Origin of the sequence: Anaerofustis butyriciformans (genome assembly GCF_036289385.1) — a bacterium.
Lineage (GTDB): Bacteria > Bacillota > Clostridia > Eubacteriales > Anaerofustaceae > Anaerofustis > Anaerofustis butyriciformans.
The window spans coordinates 59,767-74,689 of record NZ_JAYFFH010000001.1 but is presented as its reverse complement, the minus strand read 5'-3'; the positions used below and the strand labels follow the sequence as shown (position 1 = coordinate 74,689).

Below are 14,923 nucleotides of genomic sequence, written 5' to 3'. Positions count from 1 at the left end.
CTAACTTTCTTTTATATATATTTTAATTATATTACCCAAACATCTTTTTTTCAATAAAATATAATGTAAAATATATATGATTATTTTCATATATATAATTTTTCTTGCTAAAAATAAAATTTAATGATATAATATTTTGCGAATAATTTAAATCAATTTAATATTAAGAAAGAAAAGGTATTATATGCGGAGTAAAAAACTTTATAAGAAGAAACATGGTTCAATGTTTTTCGGCGTATTAAACGGAATTTGTGAATATATAGGGATTGATACAATAATCTTACGTTTTATATTTATACTTTCATGTTTAATTTTTTATGGTATACCATCAATAATGTTATATATCATTTTAGCTTTTATTATTCCAGGTGAAGAAAAGATTGAATATTCAAATTATGATATAAATTAATAAATGAGGAAACAATGAAAAAGAAATTATATAAAACAAGATACGGAGCAAAATTTTGTGGTGTATTAAAAGGATTTAGCGAATATTTTAACATTGATGTTACAATACTTAGAACAATATATGTTGTGCTTACCTTACTAACAATGACAATACCATTTGTAATTTTATATTTTGTTCTTTCATGGGTTATGCCGGAAAAAGACACTTTGGGATATGACGATTATGAAATAAGATAAAACACATCAGCTTGATGTGTTTTTTATTTTCCTTTTTTATTTAAAATAGTTTTTCACAGGTTCTTTCTTTAATAAAAAAGACCGCACATGCGGTCTTCATTTTTTTCTATTCAAAATCATTTCTATCTCTTCTTGATAAAGAATCCTTTAAGAAATCTGGAATATCGCCCCAGTCATTCTTACTTTCTTTCTTTTTAACAGGTTGTTCTTTATCATCTTCTGTATCTTCTTCAACTATATCAACAAGTTGTCCATTTTTTGCTTTCATGTTAAAACCTGTTGCAATAATTGTAATTTTAACACTATCTTCTAAGCTTGGGTCAATAGCTGCACCAAAGATTACGTTAGCATCAGGGTCAGCTTCTTCTCTCGCTATTTCAGCAGCTTTGTTAATTTCGAATAATGATAAGTCTTCCCCACCAGTAATATTAATGATAACGCCCGTTGCACCTTTAATACTTGTTTCTAATAGAGGAGATTTAACAGCTTCAGTAACAGCTTCTACAGCTTTATCTTCACCTGTACCATAACCAACACCCATATGAGCCATTCCGGCATCTTTCATGATTGTCTTAACATCAGAGAAGTCTAAGTTTACGATACCTGTAATACCGATTAAGTCACAGATACCTCTAACCCCTTGTGATAATACATCATCAGCTAATTTTAAAGCATCTTTAAATGTTGTATTTTTATCTGCAAGTGTAAGTAATTTTTCATTTGGAATAACAACTAATGCATCAACATGTTCTCTTAATAGTCTTATACCCAAATCAGAATTTGAAGCTCTAACTTTTCCTTCAAATGCAAATGGTCTTGTTACAACAGCAATAGTTAAAATACCAAGGTCTTTTGCAATTTTTGCAATTACATGGCTTGCTCCTGTACCTGTACCACCACCCATTCCTGCTGTGATGAATAAAAGGTCTGCTCCTTCTACAATTTTCTTTAAATCATCTGTGCTTTCTTCTGCAGATTCTTGTCCAACTTGTGGGTTAGCTCCTGCACCAAGTCCACCTGTTGTTCTTTCTCCGATTTGAACTTTATTTTCACTTAAAGATTCACTCAAAGCTTGTGCATCAGTATTAACAGCAACAAATCTTACGCCTTGAAGTCCTCCTTCTATCATTCTATTTACAGCGTTGTTTCCACCTCCGCCAACGCCGATTACTCTTATATCAGCAAAATTACCCATATGTATATCTTCCATTTCGTATGGCATAATAACTCCTCCTAAACATAGTAAACTAATTATATTCTATTTTAATATTATTTTTAAATATATGCAATACTTTTTTATCATTTTTACTACATATCTGACACCATATTTTATATTTTACTATATATTGGGTTTACTCCTTCAATAAGCTCTACTTTCTGCTTCATATCCATATTTTGTATGAAATATTTTACAAAATCTTCATGATATGAAAACGCAGTATAACTTGCAAATTGAATAACGCTTCCGTTTGTAAAATATAAATTGTATTCTCCATCTTTATTTACATAGAATTGAGAAACATTTTTTAACAGTTCATTTTCTTTTAAAAATTCAAATACTTGTTTTAGTGTTTGAATTTTCATATCATCCATTTCAAATAAGTTGGTTCCTTCTTCAATATCTTTAACCTCTATACCGGTTACAATCGGAACATCATACCTCACTAAAGTATTTGAAGAAGATATAACTTTTCCATCTTCATCTACATCATAATATGTTTTACTTTGTTGCAAAATGAAAAAAGGAGATTTTTCTTCAATATCTATAACGATGGTATTAGGATATTTCCTATGTATATTTGCTTTTTTTACAACAGTTATTTGCTCAATTGCTTCTTCGGCTTTTGATGCAGAAAAAGAATATATATTTTCCCCTTCTAAAATACCGCTTCTTGCAATAATCTCCTCTTTTGTAGCAATTTGATTATTTTCAACTTCAATACTTTCTATATTAAATAAATCCGATGTAGTTACAAAAATAGCCCCTGTTACAACAATTAAAAGTACAAAAATAATAAGAAGTGATTTAGAATTAAAAAACCTGCTTCTTCTTTTTCTTCTTTTTTTTCTTGGTCTATAAGTTTTAGCTTCATAATAGCTTCTGTTCATAACTACACCTTAATTTTTTTTATTTTTCCTCCAAGAGAATTTATTATATTATCTATATTTTCATAACCTCTTTCAATATGATGTATATCACTAACTATACTTTTCCCCTCCGCCGCCAAAGCAGCAATAATAAGACTCGCTCCGCCCCTTAAATCCGGAGCATATACCTGTGCACCGTAAAGACTATCTACACCTTCAATCACAAGAGTACTACCCTTTACATTCATTTTTGCGCCCATTCTTATAAGTTCCAAAGTATACTTGAATCGGTTTTCAAATATCGTTTCGTTAATTATGCTTACTCCTTTTGCAATGGATAGCATTGCTCCCATTTGGGACTGCATATCAGTAGGAAATCCGGGATAAGGAAGAGTAATAAGAGATTTCAAAGGCTTAATATTATCACTGCCTCTTACCAAAATTCCGTCACTGTAAATTTTAAAATTTTCACCTGTTTCCAGAAGTTTGTAATAAACAGCTTTCATAGTATCAAGCTTTGCATTTTTTATAAAGAAACTTGAAGAGGTCATATTTGCAAGACACATAAAAGTCCCACATACTATTCTGTCGCTCATTATTGTATATTCGGTATTTTTTAAACTTTTAACCCCTTCTATATATACAGTATTTCCTCCTGCACCGTAAACTCTAGCTCCCATACTGTTTAGGAAATTTTGCAAATCAATTATCTCAGGTTCTTTTGCAGGATTTCCTATTGACGTAACTCCATCTGCCAAAACAGAAGCAAGAATAATATTTTCCGTTACGCCGACACTTGGAAAATCAAGCTGAATATTTCTTCCTCTAATTTTTTCACCTTTTAAAGTAATTATTCCATTCTCCTCTATCATAACACACCCAAGTTGTTTTAAAGCCTTAATATGTAAATCTATGGGTCTAAGTCCTATATCACAACCACCAGGCATAGAAAAACTACATTCCCTTTCAAGAGACAATACAGCTCCCATTAAAATAAGAGAAGAGCGCATTTTCCTTAAAAGTTTATCATTTAATTTTACTTTATTTATATCTTTAGAATTAACAATTACACTATGACCTTTCTTTTCGACATAACAGCCTAAATCCTTAAGCATTTCAATCATAGTATTTACATCTTCTATATCGGGAACATTATGAATAATACTTTCCGATTTATTTAAAACCGATGCTGCCAAAATAGGTAAAGCAGCATTTTTGCATCCCTGTAAATCAATCTCACCGCTTAATCTTTTTCCGCCTTCAATAACGAAACTTTCCATAAACTACCTCCAAAGCCATTTAGTTTATAATATTCATATTATTTTATTATTGTGAATACATAGCTTTGAAGGTTATATAATTTTTATTTGTTTTTAGTAAGCTTTTCCACTTCGTCGACAATACGTTCTGCACTATCTTTTATTGATAGAAGTTTTGACATATAACTCATTTGTTTAAAATAACTTTCGTTACATATAATCTTTTTAACTTCATCAATAAGTCTGTCTCCGTTTAATTCATCATCAAGTATCATAATACCTGCACCGGCACTTTCTACCTCTTCAGCATTTTTTCTTTGATGATCATCGGCAGCCAACGGATAAGGAACGTATATTCCCGCTAATCCCACATATGTAATTTCTGCAATGGCACCTGCTCCGCTTCTTGCTATAACAAGATCAGCAGCATTTAAAAGTACAGGCATATCATAAACATAGTCTTTTATTTCAACGTTATGAATTTCTCCGAAATTCAATCCTCTTTTCTTTGCATTTTCAAGGAAATCTTCATATCCGTTTTTACCGGTTACATGACAAATATAGATATCATCATCATTTTTATATTCATCAATTAAAGAAAGCATGGCATCATTTAAATTTTTAGCACCAAGGCTTCCCCCGAAGCATACTATAACTTTTTTATCAGAATCTATTCCTAAAGTCTTTCTTGCAATTTCTCTGTTATATAACCCAAACTCTCTTCTTACTGGATTACCAGTATAAATAACCCTTTCAGGATGTTTTACATATTCTTTTGTATTTTCAAAACTTGAACATACGATGTCTGCCCATTTTGAAAGTGTTCTTGTTGTAAATCCCGGCATAGCATTTTGTTCATGTATAAGAGTAGGTTTACCTTTTAAAGCTCCTGCCAGTACAACAGGACCGGAAACAAACCCTCCGGTACCTATAACAATATCAGGATTAAAACTATTTACAAGCTTTCTTGCATCGTTATATCCTCTAAACATTTTGAAAAATACAGATAATTTTTTTAATTTAGAATAGTATCTTTCAAAACCGTATATTCTTATATTATTAAGTTCATAACCTGCCTTTGGAACTATATCTGCTTCCATGCAGTCATTTCTTCCAGCAAAAACAATTTCAGCATCAGGATGTTCATATTTTATCTGATTTGCTATGGCAACAGCAGGATAAATATGTCCGCCTGTTCCACCGCCTGCAATTAAAATTTTCATTTCTTTTCCTCTCTATAAGAACAATATTATATAACTCTTAATTATTTTTTGATAAATTTAAAATTAAAAAACTATTAAATATCTTTATTTTATAAAAGGATTAATTTTAACATTAATCCTTTATATAAAAATTATTTTCCATAATTTACTTATATACGGCAGTGTTTTGATATATTAAGAACTACCCCCATACCGCACATCAGAGAAATAAGTGAGGAAGCACCCGCACTTACAAAAGGAAGAGGCATACCTGTTACAGGTAAAAGCGCTGTTGCAACACCGATATTGATAAATACCTGCATTCCAAGCAACCCTGCCATTCCCCCACTAAATAACATTGAGAAAGAATCCGGAGCATTTAGTGCTATAACGATACATCTCCATATTAAAAATAAATATACCGCAATAAGTATTATTCCGCAAATAAGCCCCATTTCTTCTCCTATATGAGCAAAAATAAAGTCATTTTGAGGTTCCGGCATAAAAAGAAGTTTTGCTTTTCCTTCTCCAAATCCTCTACCAAGTAAACCGCCTGAACCAAGAGCCATTAAAGATTGACAAATCTGCCAACCAGAACCTTGTATATCTTCCCATGGATCTAAGAAAGTAAGCATTCTGGTAATCCTCCAAGGAGTAGTTATAATCATGAATATAATACCCGAAACACCCAGTCCGGCAATTGGAATAAACCATTTTAAATTCATTCCACCGATTATTAACATACCTACAATAAGTGCACCAATAATCGTTGCAGTACTAAGGTTAGGCTCCAAAGCAATAAGTCCGCATACAATCATTGCAAGACCTATATAAGGTAAAATTCCGTATTTAAAAGTTCCTATAAGTTCTTTTTTCTTTTCAATCGAATAAGACAAATATAAAATAAGTGCAACCTTTGTAAATTCACTTGGTTGAATCGTACCGATTTTTATATCAATCCATCTTTTTGCACCATTAACGTCAACACCTATAAACAAAACCAAAATAAGAAGTAATATTGCACCTATCATTACTATTGGCGCAAAATGTTTTACCACTTTATAATCTATATTTGAAATGGTAATCATAAGAATAGTTCCTATGATTGCAAATATAAGCTGCTTTGTAAAATAGGAAAAAGGACTCCCTTCAAGACCCGAATTATACATACTTGCAGAAAAAATAGATATTATCCCAAAAACAGTTAAACCTATTACTGTAAGAAGAAGCCAATAATCCATTGTCCCTTTTCTTTTTCTTACTTCTCTCATATAATTATCCTTTCAGTTTGTTTACGTATTCTTTAAATACTCTTCCCCTTTGCTCATAATCATCAAACATATCAAAACTTGAAGTCGCAGGAGAAAGAAGAACGCATTCCCCTTCATTTGCAAGTTTTGTAGCTTCTTCACAAGCTTTAATGAAATCATCTTCTACAACAACATAATTTTTATATCCGTATTTATCAAATGTATCCTTTATTTTGTTTTTTACAACTCCATAAAGAACACTACATTTAATATTATCATTAAGGTTTTGTGCCAAATCGTCGAAAGGTGTCTGTTTGTCATAACCTCCAAGCATTAAAACCGTTTTTTTCTTCATTGCCTTTATTGCCGTTACGGTCGCATCTACATTTGTACCTTTAGAATCGTTTATATATTCTATTCCGTCAACCGTATCAACATATTCAATTCTATGTTCAACACTTTTGAAATTTTCTAAGGTATTAACAAGATTTTCTTTTTTTACGCCTTTTACAATTCCTGCCAAAGATGCACACATAACATTCATTACATTGTGAAGTCCATATAATTTAAGCTTATTTATGTTTATAAGCTCAAAAACTTCGCCTTTAAAGTTAATCATTATATTTTCGTTTTCCAAATATGCGTTTGCATCTTTATCGTCTTTTGTAGTAAAAGTCAAAACATTGCTTTTAGCTTTTTTGCTAAGTTCCATTACAACATTATCTTCTTTATTTACGATAAGATAATTATTTTCGTCTTGATTTAAAAATACGTTTCCTTTAACTCTGACATATTCTTCAAAGCTTCCGTGTCTTTCCAAATGATCAGGAGTAATATTTGTAATTATAGCAACATTAGGTTTAAACTTATCTGTCATTTCAAGTTGATATGAACTTATCTCAAGAGAATAAACGCTGTTTTCATCTCCCTTTGCCGCATCGTTAATAAATGCATCTCCGATATTTCCGTTTACATATGTTTCATACCCGGCATTTTTAAATATTTCACCAACAAGTGTAGTAGTTGTTGTCTTACCGTTTGTACCTGTTATTGCAACTTTATAACCTTTACAAAAGCTGTTTGCAAATTCAAATTCACTGTATACGGGAATATTGTTTTTCTTCGCTGTAACAATAGGAAAAGCCTTTGGAGGAACAGATGGCGAAACTATAACCATTTCGCACTCTTTTATTTCCTCTTCACTTGGTTGTCTTCCAAGAATAAATTTAATATTTTCATCATCAACCAATGTGTCTATTCCAAATCCAAGCTTTGCTATATCTTCATATTCTTTTGTATCTGTTAAATATACTTTCTTATTTTGAGATGAAAGAAATCTTGAAACGGAAACACCGCTTCTGCCTCCACCTACAACCATATATATTCCATTTTTTAATTCCATTTTTTTCTCCTTAACCAAACATAATTGGAAGTGACAGCAATGATATTAAAACAAGTACTGCCGTAGTAATCCAAAAACAAGTTACTATTTTTGTTTCATGATGTCCCAAAAGTTCAAAATGGTGATGTATAGGTGCCATTTTGAAAAGTCTTTTACCGCCTGTTTTCTTAAAATAGAAAACTTGTAATATAACCGATAATGCTTCTATAAGATATATTCCTCCTGCGATTAAAATGTAAAGTTCTGATCTTGTAAAAATAGAAACTATTACAACCGCACCGCCAAGAGCCATTGAACCTGTATCTCCCATAAAAATCGAAGCAGGGTGAGCATTATAGCATAAAAAGCCAAGACATGCTCCTATTACACTTGCAGTAAATATATTCATAGAAGTAAATCCGTTTGCAAGAGAAAATACCAAGAAAAAGAATAATATTATCATGGTAACTCCGCATGCAAGTCCGTCTAATCCGTCTGTCAAATTCGCCGCATTAACGACAGCAACTATTGCTATAATAACAAACGGAATATAAAATATACCCATATTCCATACAATATTGGTAAAAGGTATTACAATACTTGTTCCTATTGTTGGATGAAATGCTGCATAAACCGCAACTGCACCCGCAGCCGAAAATTGTAAAAGCAATTTTTGAATAGGAAGCATTCCAAGATATGGAACAAGAACCCCACCCTCAGAATTTAATCTGTTTTTTTGAACCATTTTTATATAATCATCTAAAAAGCCTATAAGACCGAAAATCAATGTTACAAATAAAGCAAATATCAAATCTCCGTCAGCTTTTGTAAAAAATAATGCACATGTAACTAAAATACCAAGCATCATTACAAGTCCGCCCATTGTAGGAGTACCGGCTTTTTTATAATGACTCTTCGGACCAAGCTCCCTTATAGTCTGCCCCATTTTTAGTCTTTGCAAAAAAGGAATAAATTTAGGTGTTAATAATACTACTATTGTAAATGAAATCAGAGTTGAAAGAATTACATATATCATTATAAATTACCTCCCCTTTTTAGGCTGTCAATTACATCTTCAAAAGCCATTCCTCTGGATGCTTTAAATAAAATATAATCTCCCTTAAATGTCAACTTTTCTATTTGTTTCATTAAATCATCTTTTGAATCAAAATGTTTTATATTTTTTTTCTCAAAACCGTAATATACGGCACCTTCCCCTATTTGTCTGCTATGTTCTCCCGCAGTAATAAGAAAGTCAACTTCGTTTTTTACTATATCTTTTCCACATTCATAGTGTAGTTTTTCACTTTTTTCTCCAAGTTCAAACATATCACCAAGAACCGCTACTTTTCTATTATTGCCACTTATGTTCTTAAGTAAACCAAGCGCCTCTCGTAAAGCATCAGGGTTGGAATTATAAGTATCGTTTATAAGAGTCATTCCATTATAATCTTCTATATCCATTCTGTTTTTGCTTGCTTTAAAACTTTCAAGTCCTTTTTGTATCTGCTCATAAGTAAGTCCAAAAGCAAAACCCGTATATATTGCTACAAGTCCGTTATAAACACTGTATTTTGCAGGAGTTTTTAATTTAAAAGAATATTCCTTATCTTCATATTTAACATTAAAACTCACACCGCTTTTATCATAAACAATATCGTAAGCTTTAAAGTCTCCGTTTTCTATTCCTATTTTTACAATATTAAATTCATTGTTTTTATAATCCTTAAAGAACTCATTATCTGCGTTGACAACAAGAGTACCGCCTTTTTTAAGTCCTTTTGTAATTTCCATTTTTGCTTTAAAAATATTCTCTTTGCTTCCCAAATTTTCAATATGGGTTACCCCTACATTTGTTATTATTCCAAAATCAGGTTCAACAAGTGAGCTTATTTTTTCAATTTCACCTTTGTGGTTCATTCCCATTTCAACAACGGCTATTTCATGTTCTTTATTTAAGTTAAATAAAGTAAGAGGAGCACCCGTTGTGCTGTTATAATTGCCTATTGTTTTCATTGTGTTATATTTACTTGATAAAACACTTGAAACCATATCTTTTGTGGTTGTTTTACCGGCACTTCCTGTTAAAGCTATAAATGGAATCTTAAATTCACTTTTATAACTTTTTGCCATATCATAAAGAGCCTTTAGAGTATCTTCAACCTTAATTTGATAACAGTCTGCGTCATTGACAAGTTTAGTAACGACACAACAGCAAGCTTTATTCTCGACTGCTTTTTTAACGAAATCATGTCCGTCAAATGCAGTTCCGGGAAGTGCAAAGAATACACTTCCCTCTTTTGCAAGCCTGCTGTCTATTACCACATCGGTTATTATTTTATTATTTCCTTCTTTAATAATTTTGCCGCCAAGCATTTTTTCTAATTTTAATATATCAATACTATGCATTTTCTACCTCAAACTTCAATATCCGCATTATTATATCACTTTTTGGCTTTTGTTAAAATATCTTATATATAAAATACAAAATAATTAATCAACATATTCAAAGGTTACCGTTACTTTTGTTCCTTTCTTAACTTTTGTACCGGCTTTAACGCTCTGTTTCGTTGCTATACCACCGCCTTTTACTTCTATGGTTAGCCCCAACTTCGTTAATGCTTCGTTTGCGCTTTGAACACTCATACCCGTTAAGTCAGGCATAGTTACTTCCGTCGAAGAAGAGCTGTCAACAGTAATGGTAATTTTCTTACTATAAGTTTCTTGTACATTTGTCTGACTTATGACTATTGCATCATTATCTTTTATATTTTTAGTTTTGTATTTTATTTCATAATCTATATTTAGTGAATCAAGAAGACTCTTTGCATCGGTTAAACTTTCACCTCTTACATCAGGAACAACAACCTTTGCATTTAATGTCTTAACATCTTCATTGTCAGATTCTGATTTTGTGTTCAAATAGTTAAGTGAATTTTCAAGAATTTCTGCTGCAATCGGAGTAGCAGTGGTACTTCCGGAACTTCCGTTTACAGGTTCATCCAAAATTACTATAACCGCAATTTGAGGATTATCATATGGTGCAAATCCAAAAAGGCTTGTTACATATTTTGAGTGAGAATATTTACCATCTATTATCTTTTGTGCCGTACCTGTTTTACCACCCATTTTTAAATCATCTGAATCATATTGTGATAAAACATCTGACTTTGTTACAACACTTCTTAGATATTTCCTCATGGTAGTGGAAGTATCACTTGAAATAATTTGTCTTACTACTTCTTTATCATATGTTGTGGTTATTTCATTATCTTCCCCTTCTGTTACGTATTTAACAAGTTGAGGTTTTAATAGATATCCACCATTAATTTCAGCGCTTAATGCCATAGACATCTGTATCGGTGTAGTTGATAAACCTTGACCGAAAGATTTTGTTACATAATCTACTATGTTTACATCTTCATTTGGAGATAAAATACCGCTTTCTTCTCCTCCTAAATCTATTCCCGTTTTAGAACCAAATCCATAATTATATATATAATCATAAAAAACATCAGGTCCCATACGCATTGCTATTTCCATCATAGCAGGGTTACACGAGTTAACAAGAGTTTCTTCCAAAGATTCGCTTCCATGAGCATTAGGATAAACGGAACATCTTATCTTTGTTCCCGCAACTACTTTATATCCCGAGCAGTAAAATCTTGAAGATGTAGTAATTACACCTTCTTCAAGTGCTGCAGAAACAGTTATCGGTTTAAACGTAGAACCAGGTTCATAGTTTAAACTGATGTTTGGGTTATCCCACATTAAAGCAAGCTTTTCACTTTCTGTCATTTTTCTTTTCTTACCATTATCATCAGTTGTATAAAAATCAGAACTAAAGTTTTCTTCAAAATCTTTATCAAGTTCCCACGGATCATTTAAATCGTAACTTGGATTTGATGCCATTGCAAGTATCTCTCCGGTTGATGGATCAATGGCAATAGCCAAAGCTCTTTTCGCTTTTGTCTTTTTTATACCTGTTTCAAGAGCATTCTCAGCATACATTTGTATAACACTGTCTATTGTAAGAACAAGATTACTTCCATCTGTAGCTTCTTGCCTTATTTCACTTCCAGATGCAATCTTTCTTCCGCTTCCGTCTGTTTGATATAAAACGACTCCGTCTTTACCTGAAAGAACATCATTAAAACTTGCTTCCAGTCCATATAATCCTTGATGGTCTGTTCCCGTAAACCCAAGAAGATGTGCAGCAAAAGTACCGTTTGTATAGTATCTTTTTTTATCTTCAGTTACGGAAACACCGGCATAACCTTTATTTTTTATCTCTAAACCTATACTGTTATCAACTTTGCTTTTTATAAGTTCATTACTTGAAGAAGAGTTATTTACTTTTTTATAAACATCATCATAATCTAAATCAAGCATTTCACTTAAGTATTTTGCAACCTCTTCTTTATCTTCTTTTTCTATGCTTGCAGGAGAAACATAAATACTCGAACAAGTTGCGTCTTTTGCAAGTAAAGCCATGTTTCTGTCATAAATATCTCCCCTACTTGCCGTAATAGGAAGACGCTGCATCAACATGGCTGATTGTTTATCTCCGTATTCAACTGCTTTAAATCCTTGTATGTATACAAGTTTTACAACTAGTGCAACAAACAGCACACATACAAAGGAAAATATAAATAATATTCTTTTCTTTCGTTTTAAATCTAAAAAAGTTTTCAAATGTTACCACCTTCATTAGTTGCTGACGAAATTACTAAAAAGTTTAGAGAAAGCACTTTCGTCTTCAGTATTTTGAGCACTTGCACTCTTTGTTGAAGAAATTGAATCAGTATCGTTAGTTACATCAACTGCAACAAAAGAGTTACTGCTTGGTTTAATCATACCATATTTTTTTGTTGCAATCTTTTGAACTTCTTTCAAATCTCTTTTTGCAAGCAATTTCCCCTCTAAACTATCGTTTAGCATTTGAACCTCTTTCAATTCACTTTCAAGATTAGATATGGCAATATCTGTTCTGTTTATTCTATAACTTTGCCAAGTGATAAGAGAAACACATATCGAAGCAATCAAAAACAAAAATAAAACAGTATCAATAGTAAAAATCTTTTCTTCTTTATTAACATTTTTTTTCATTTGCACATTGTTATTTCTTCTTGTCATTTGTTGCTCCTTAAATTATATTTAAAAAAATTTCTTATTATTACTTAAAGTTTCTCTATAGCTCTAAGCTTTGCACTCCTTGAACGGGGATTATATTCTATCTCTTCATTTGTAGGAAGAATTGGTTTACCCGTTAACACTTTTACTTTCGGTTTGTTTCCGCATACACATACTGGGAAATCCTTAGGGCAGGTGCAACCCTTCTTTTTATCATTAAACACTTTCTTTGTGATTCTGTCTTCTAAGGAATGAAAGGTTATTACCGCAAGCCTTCCTCCTTTATCCAAAACATCAATCATATCCTCCACAGATTTTTCAAGTGCATCTATTTCGTTATTTACTTCTATCCTAATAGCCTGAAAAGTTTTTTTCGCTGGATGTTTTTTTGCGTGAAACTTTTTTGGAATTGCAGCTTTTATTATTTCTACAAGTTCAAAAGTTGTTTCAATCGGCTTCTCTTCACGCCTTTTTATAATATGTTTTGCAATATTTCCTGCAAATTGTTCTTCCCCATATTCACTTATGATTCTTTTTAAATCTTCATAGGAATATGTATTAACAAGCTTCTTTGCATCAAAATCGCTGGTTCTATCCATTCTCATATCAAGTGGACCGTCATGCCTAAAAGAAAATCCTCGTTTTTCATCATCAATTTGGAAAGAAGACACTCCAAGGTCAACCATCATTCCATCAACCTTATCAATTCCAAGCTCCTGTAAAATATTTTTTACATCGTGGAAATTACCTTTTACAAAATATTTTTTACATTTATAAGGTGACAATCTTTCTTTTGCTCTGTCAAAAACAAAATCATCTCTGTCAATTCCGATAAATGTTCCCTTATCAGATAATCTTTTGCATATTCCTTCACTATGACCTGCTCCACCCATTGTTCCGTCAACATAAATACCATCAGGTTTTATATTTAAAATATCAAGGGTTTCATTATATAAAACGCTTATATGTTTCATTTTAAATACTTATCCCCGCTTCATACATTTCTTGAGCTACATCATTGATATCATCATCAGACATATCGTTGAAGCTATCCCACTGAGCCTTATCCCAAATTTCAACTTTATCTTCAACACCAACAACAACAATATCTTTTGTTATTCCGGCGTATTCTCTAAGAGGCTGAGATACGTTTGTTCTTCCTTGTTTATCAGGAGAACATTCACAAGCACTCCCTAAAATAAATCTTGAAAATCTTCTGGCATTTCTATCGGTAGTTGGTAAGCTTTTGATTTTAGCGGCAAGTTCTTTCCACGCATCTTGTGGATAAACCCAGATACATTTATCAAGGCCTTTGCACATAATAAAAGAATCACCAAGTTCATTTCTGAATTTGGCTGGTACACTAACTCTTCCTTTACTGTCAACCGTGTGATTATATTCTCCTATTAACATATTTCTTACCACTCTATACCAATTTATGTTATCATTTTACCACTTGATACCACCCTTGGCAACCAAATTTGTTTAATTTTTAAACTTTTTTGGTAATTTTAATCTTTATAGAACATATTTTCTAAACAATTTGTGGACAAGTTGTGAATAACCCTTATAAAAATATTTATTTATAAAAATCACTTATCTTGTAAGAATATTTTGGGTATGATATAATATACAAAGTGGCGCAGTATCCTAGTCAGACTTATTTTGATTGAAGGCGGGGCTAAAAATCCGTCAAAGGGCACATCGATGAAGTTTCTTGTTTGGGCTTCTTACGCCCAGTAAGGGGTTCTTTCAGGAAGTAAAGGAAATGGGGCGATCTGCAACGGCATGTGGGCGATGACCCTATTTCCGCGGAGGCTCATAAGAATATTCTTATGGGAGAAACCTATGGATGTGGTAATCCGGGGGATCTCGTGATTATTACTGAAATAGCGTAGCCTGTTTTGAGTGATGCAGGGGGAGTTGGAAACCAACTTTTTATCAATATGAGCTCAAAGATAAGAA

14 protein-coding genes are annotated in these 14,923 nt (G+C 32.1%); 2 read left to right on the top strand and 12 right to left on the bottom strand.

From position 1 onward, the window contains the following. Positions 1 to 184 precede the first annotated feature (184 nt). Positions 185 to 409 carry a PspC domain-containing protein gene (locus V2W16_RS00405; protein WP_329379727.1) on the top strand — a complete coding sequence of 75 codons (225 nt, stop codon included), beginning with the start codon at positions 185 to 187 and terminating at the stop codon, positions 407 to 409. Between the two features lie 14 nt (positions 410 to 423). Beyond that, complete coding sequence (locus tag V2W16_RS00400) at positions 424 to 645, top strand: PspC domain-containing protein (protein ID WP_329379725.1); 222 nt, start codon at positions 424 to 426, stop codon at positions 643 to 645. Positions 646 to 751: 106 nt separating this feature from the next. Here the strand turns inward: V2W16_RS00400 and ftsZ are convergent, their stop codons facing one another. The 12 genes from ftsZ to mraZ all read right to left on the bottom strand — a co-directional run bounded on the left by ftsZ (position 752) and on the right by mraZ (position 14,371). Next, entirely contained in the window at positions 752 to 1,867 is a 1,116-nt protein-coding gene (ftsZ, locus tag V2W16_RS00395; RefSeq protein WP_329379722.1) for a cell division protein FtsZ, read from the bottom strand. A gap of 107 nt (positions 1,868 to 1,974) precedes the next feature. Next, on the bottom strand, positions 1,975 to 2,754 hold the full coding sequence (locus V2W16_RS00390; RefSeq protein WP_329379718.1) for a cell division protein FtsQ/DivIB: 780 nt from the start codon (positions 2,752 to 2,754) through the stop codon (positions 1,975 to 1,977). Between the two features lie 2 nt (positions 2,755 to 2,756). After that, positions 2,757 to 4,013, bottom strand: coding sequence for a UDP-N-acetylglucosamine 1-carboxyvinyltransferase (gene murA / locus V2W16_RS00385; RefSeq protein WP_329379715.1), 1,257 nt, complete (start codon positions 4,011 to 4,013; stop codon positions 2,757 to 2,759). Between the two features lie 83 nt (positions 4,014 to 4,096). Beyond that, positions 4,097 to 5,215 carry an undecaprenyldiphospho-muramoylpentapeptide beta-N-acetylglucosaminyltransferase gene (murG, locus tag V2W16_RS00380; protein ID WP_329379712.1) on the bottom strand — a complete coding sequence of 373 codons (1,119 nt, stop codon included), beginning with the start codon at positions 5,213 to 5,215 and terminating at the stop codon, positions 4,097 to 4,099. Between the two features lie 149 nt (positions 5,216 to 5,364). Beyond that, the gene (gene ftsW / locus V2W16_RS00375; RefSeq protein ID WP_329379709.1) at positions 5,365 to 6,465 is read right to left on the bottom strand and encodes a putative lipid II flippase FtsW; all 1,101 of its coding nucleotides are present in this window, start codon (positions 6,463 to 6,465) and stop codon (positions 5,365 to 5,367) included. Between the two features lie 4 nt (positions 6,466 to 6,469). Continuing rightward, complete coding sequence (gene murD, locus V2W16_RS00370; RefSeq protein ID WP_329379706.1) at positions 6,470 to 7,846, bottom strand: UDP-N-acetylmuramoyl-L-alanine--D-glutamate ligase; 1,377 nt, start codon at positions 7,844 to 7,846, stop codon at positions 6,470 to 6,472. A 10-nt stretch (positions 7,847 to 7,856) separates the two neighbouring features. Next, the gene (gene mraY, locus V2W16_RS00365; RefSeq protein WP_138268474.1) at positions 7,857 to 8,861 is read right to left on the bottom strand and encodes a phospho-N-acetylmuramoyl-pentapeptide-transferase; all 1,005 of its coding nucleotides are present in this window, start codon (positions 8,859 to 8,861) and stop codon (positions 7,857 to 7,859) included. Then, complete coding sequence (locus V2W16_RS00360) at positions 8,861 to 10,234, bottom strand: UDP-N-acetylmuramoyl-tripeptide--D-alanyl-D-alanine ligase (protein ID WP_329379701.1); 1,374 nt, start codon at positions 10,232 to 10,234, stop codon at positions 8,861 to 8,863. Before V2W16_RS00360 ends, mraY begins: the two co-directional genes overlap by 1 nt. Positions 10,235 to 10,318: 84 nt before the next feature. Next, complete coding sequence (locus V2W16_RS00355; RefSeq protein ID WP_329379698.1) at positions 10,319 to 12,520, bottom strand: penicillin-binding transpeptidase domain-containing protein; 2,202 nt, start codon at positions 12,518 to 12,520, stop codon at positions 10,319 to 10,321. 15 nt (positions 12,521 to 12,535) lie between these two features. Next, complete coding sequence (locus V2W16_RS00350) at positions 12,536 to 12,961, bottom strand: hypothetical protein (protein WP_329379695.1); 426 nt, start codon at positions 12,959 to 12,961, stop codon at positions 12,536 to 12,538. A gap of 44 nt (positions 12,962 to 13,005) precedes the next feature. Next, complete coding sequence (gene rsmH / locus V2W16_RS00345) at positions 13,006 to 13,932, bottom strand: 16S rRNA (cytosine(1402)-N(4))-methyltransferase RsmH (protein ID WP_329379692.1); 927 nt, start codon at positions 13,930 to 13,932, stop codon at positions 13,006 to 13,008. A gap of 1 nt (position 13,933) precedes the next feature. Next, a complete protein-coding gene (gene mraZ, locus V2W16_RS00340; RefSeq protein WP_329379688.1) occupies positions 13,934 to 14,371 on the bottom strand; it encodes a division/cell wall cluster transcriptional repressor MraZ in 438 nt (145 codons plus the stop codon). Positions 14,372 to 14,923 lie beyond the last annotated feature (552 nt).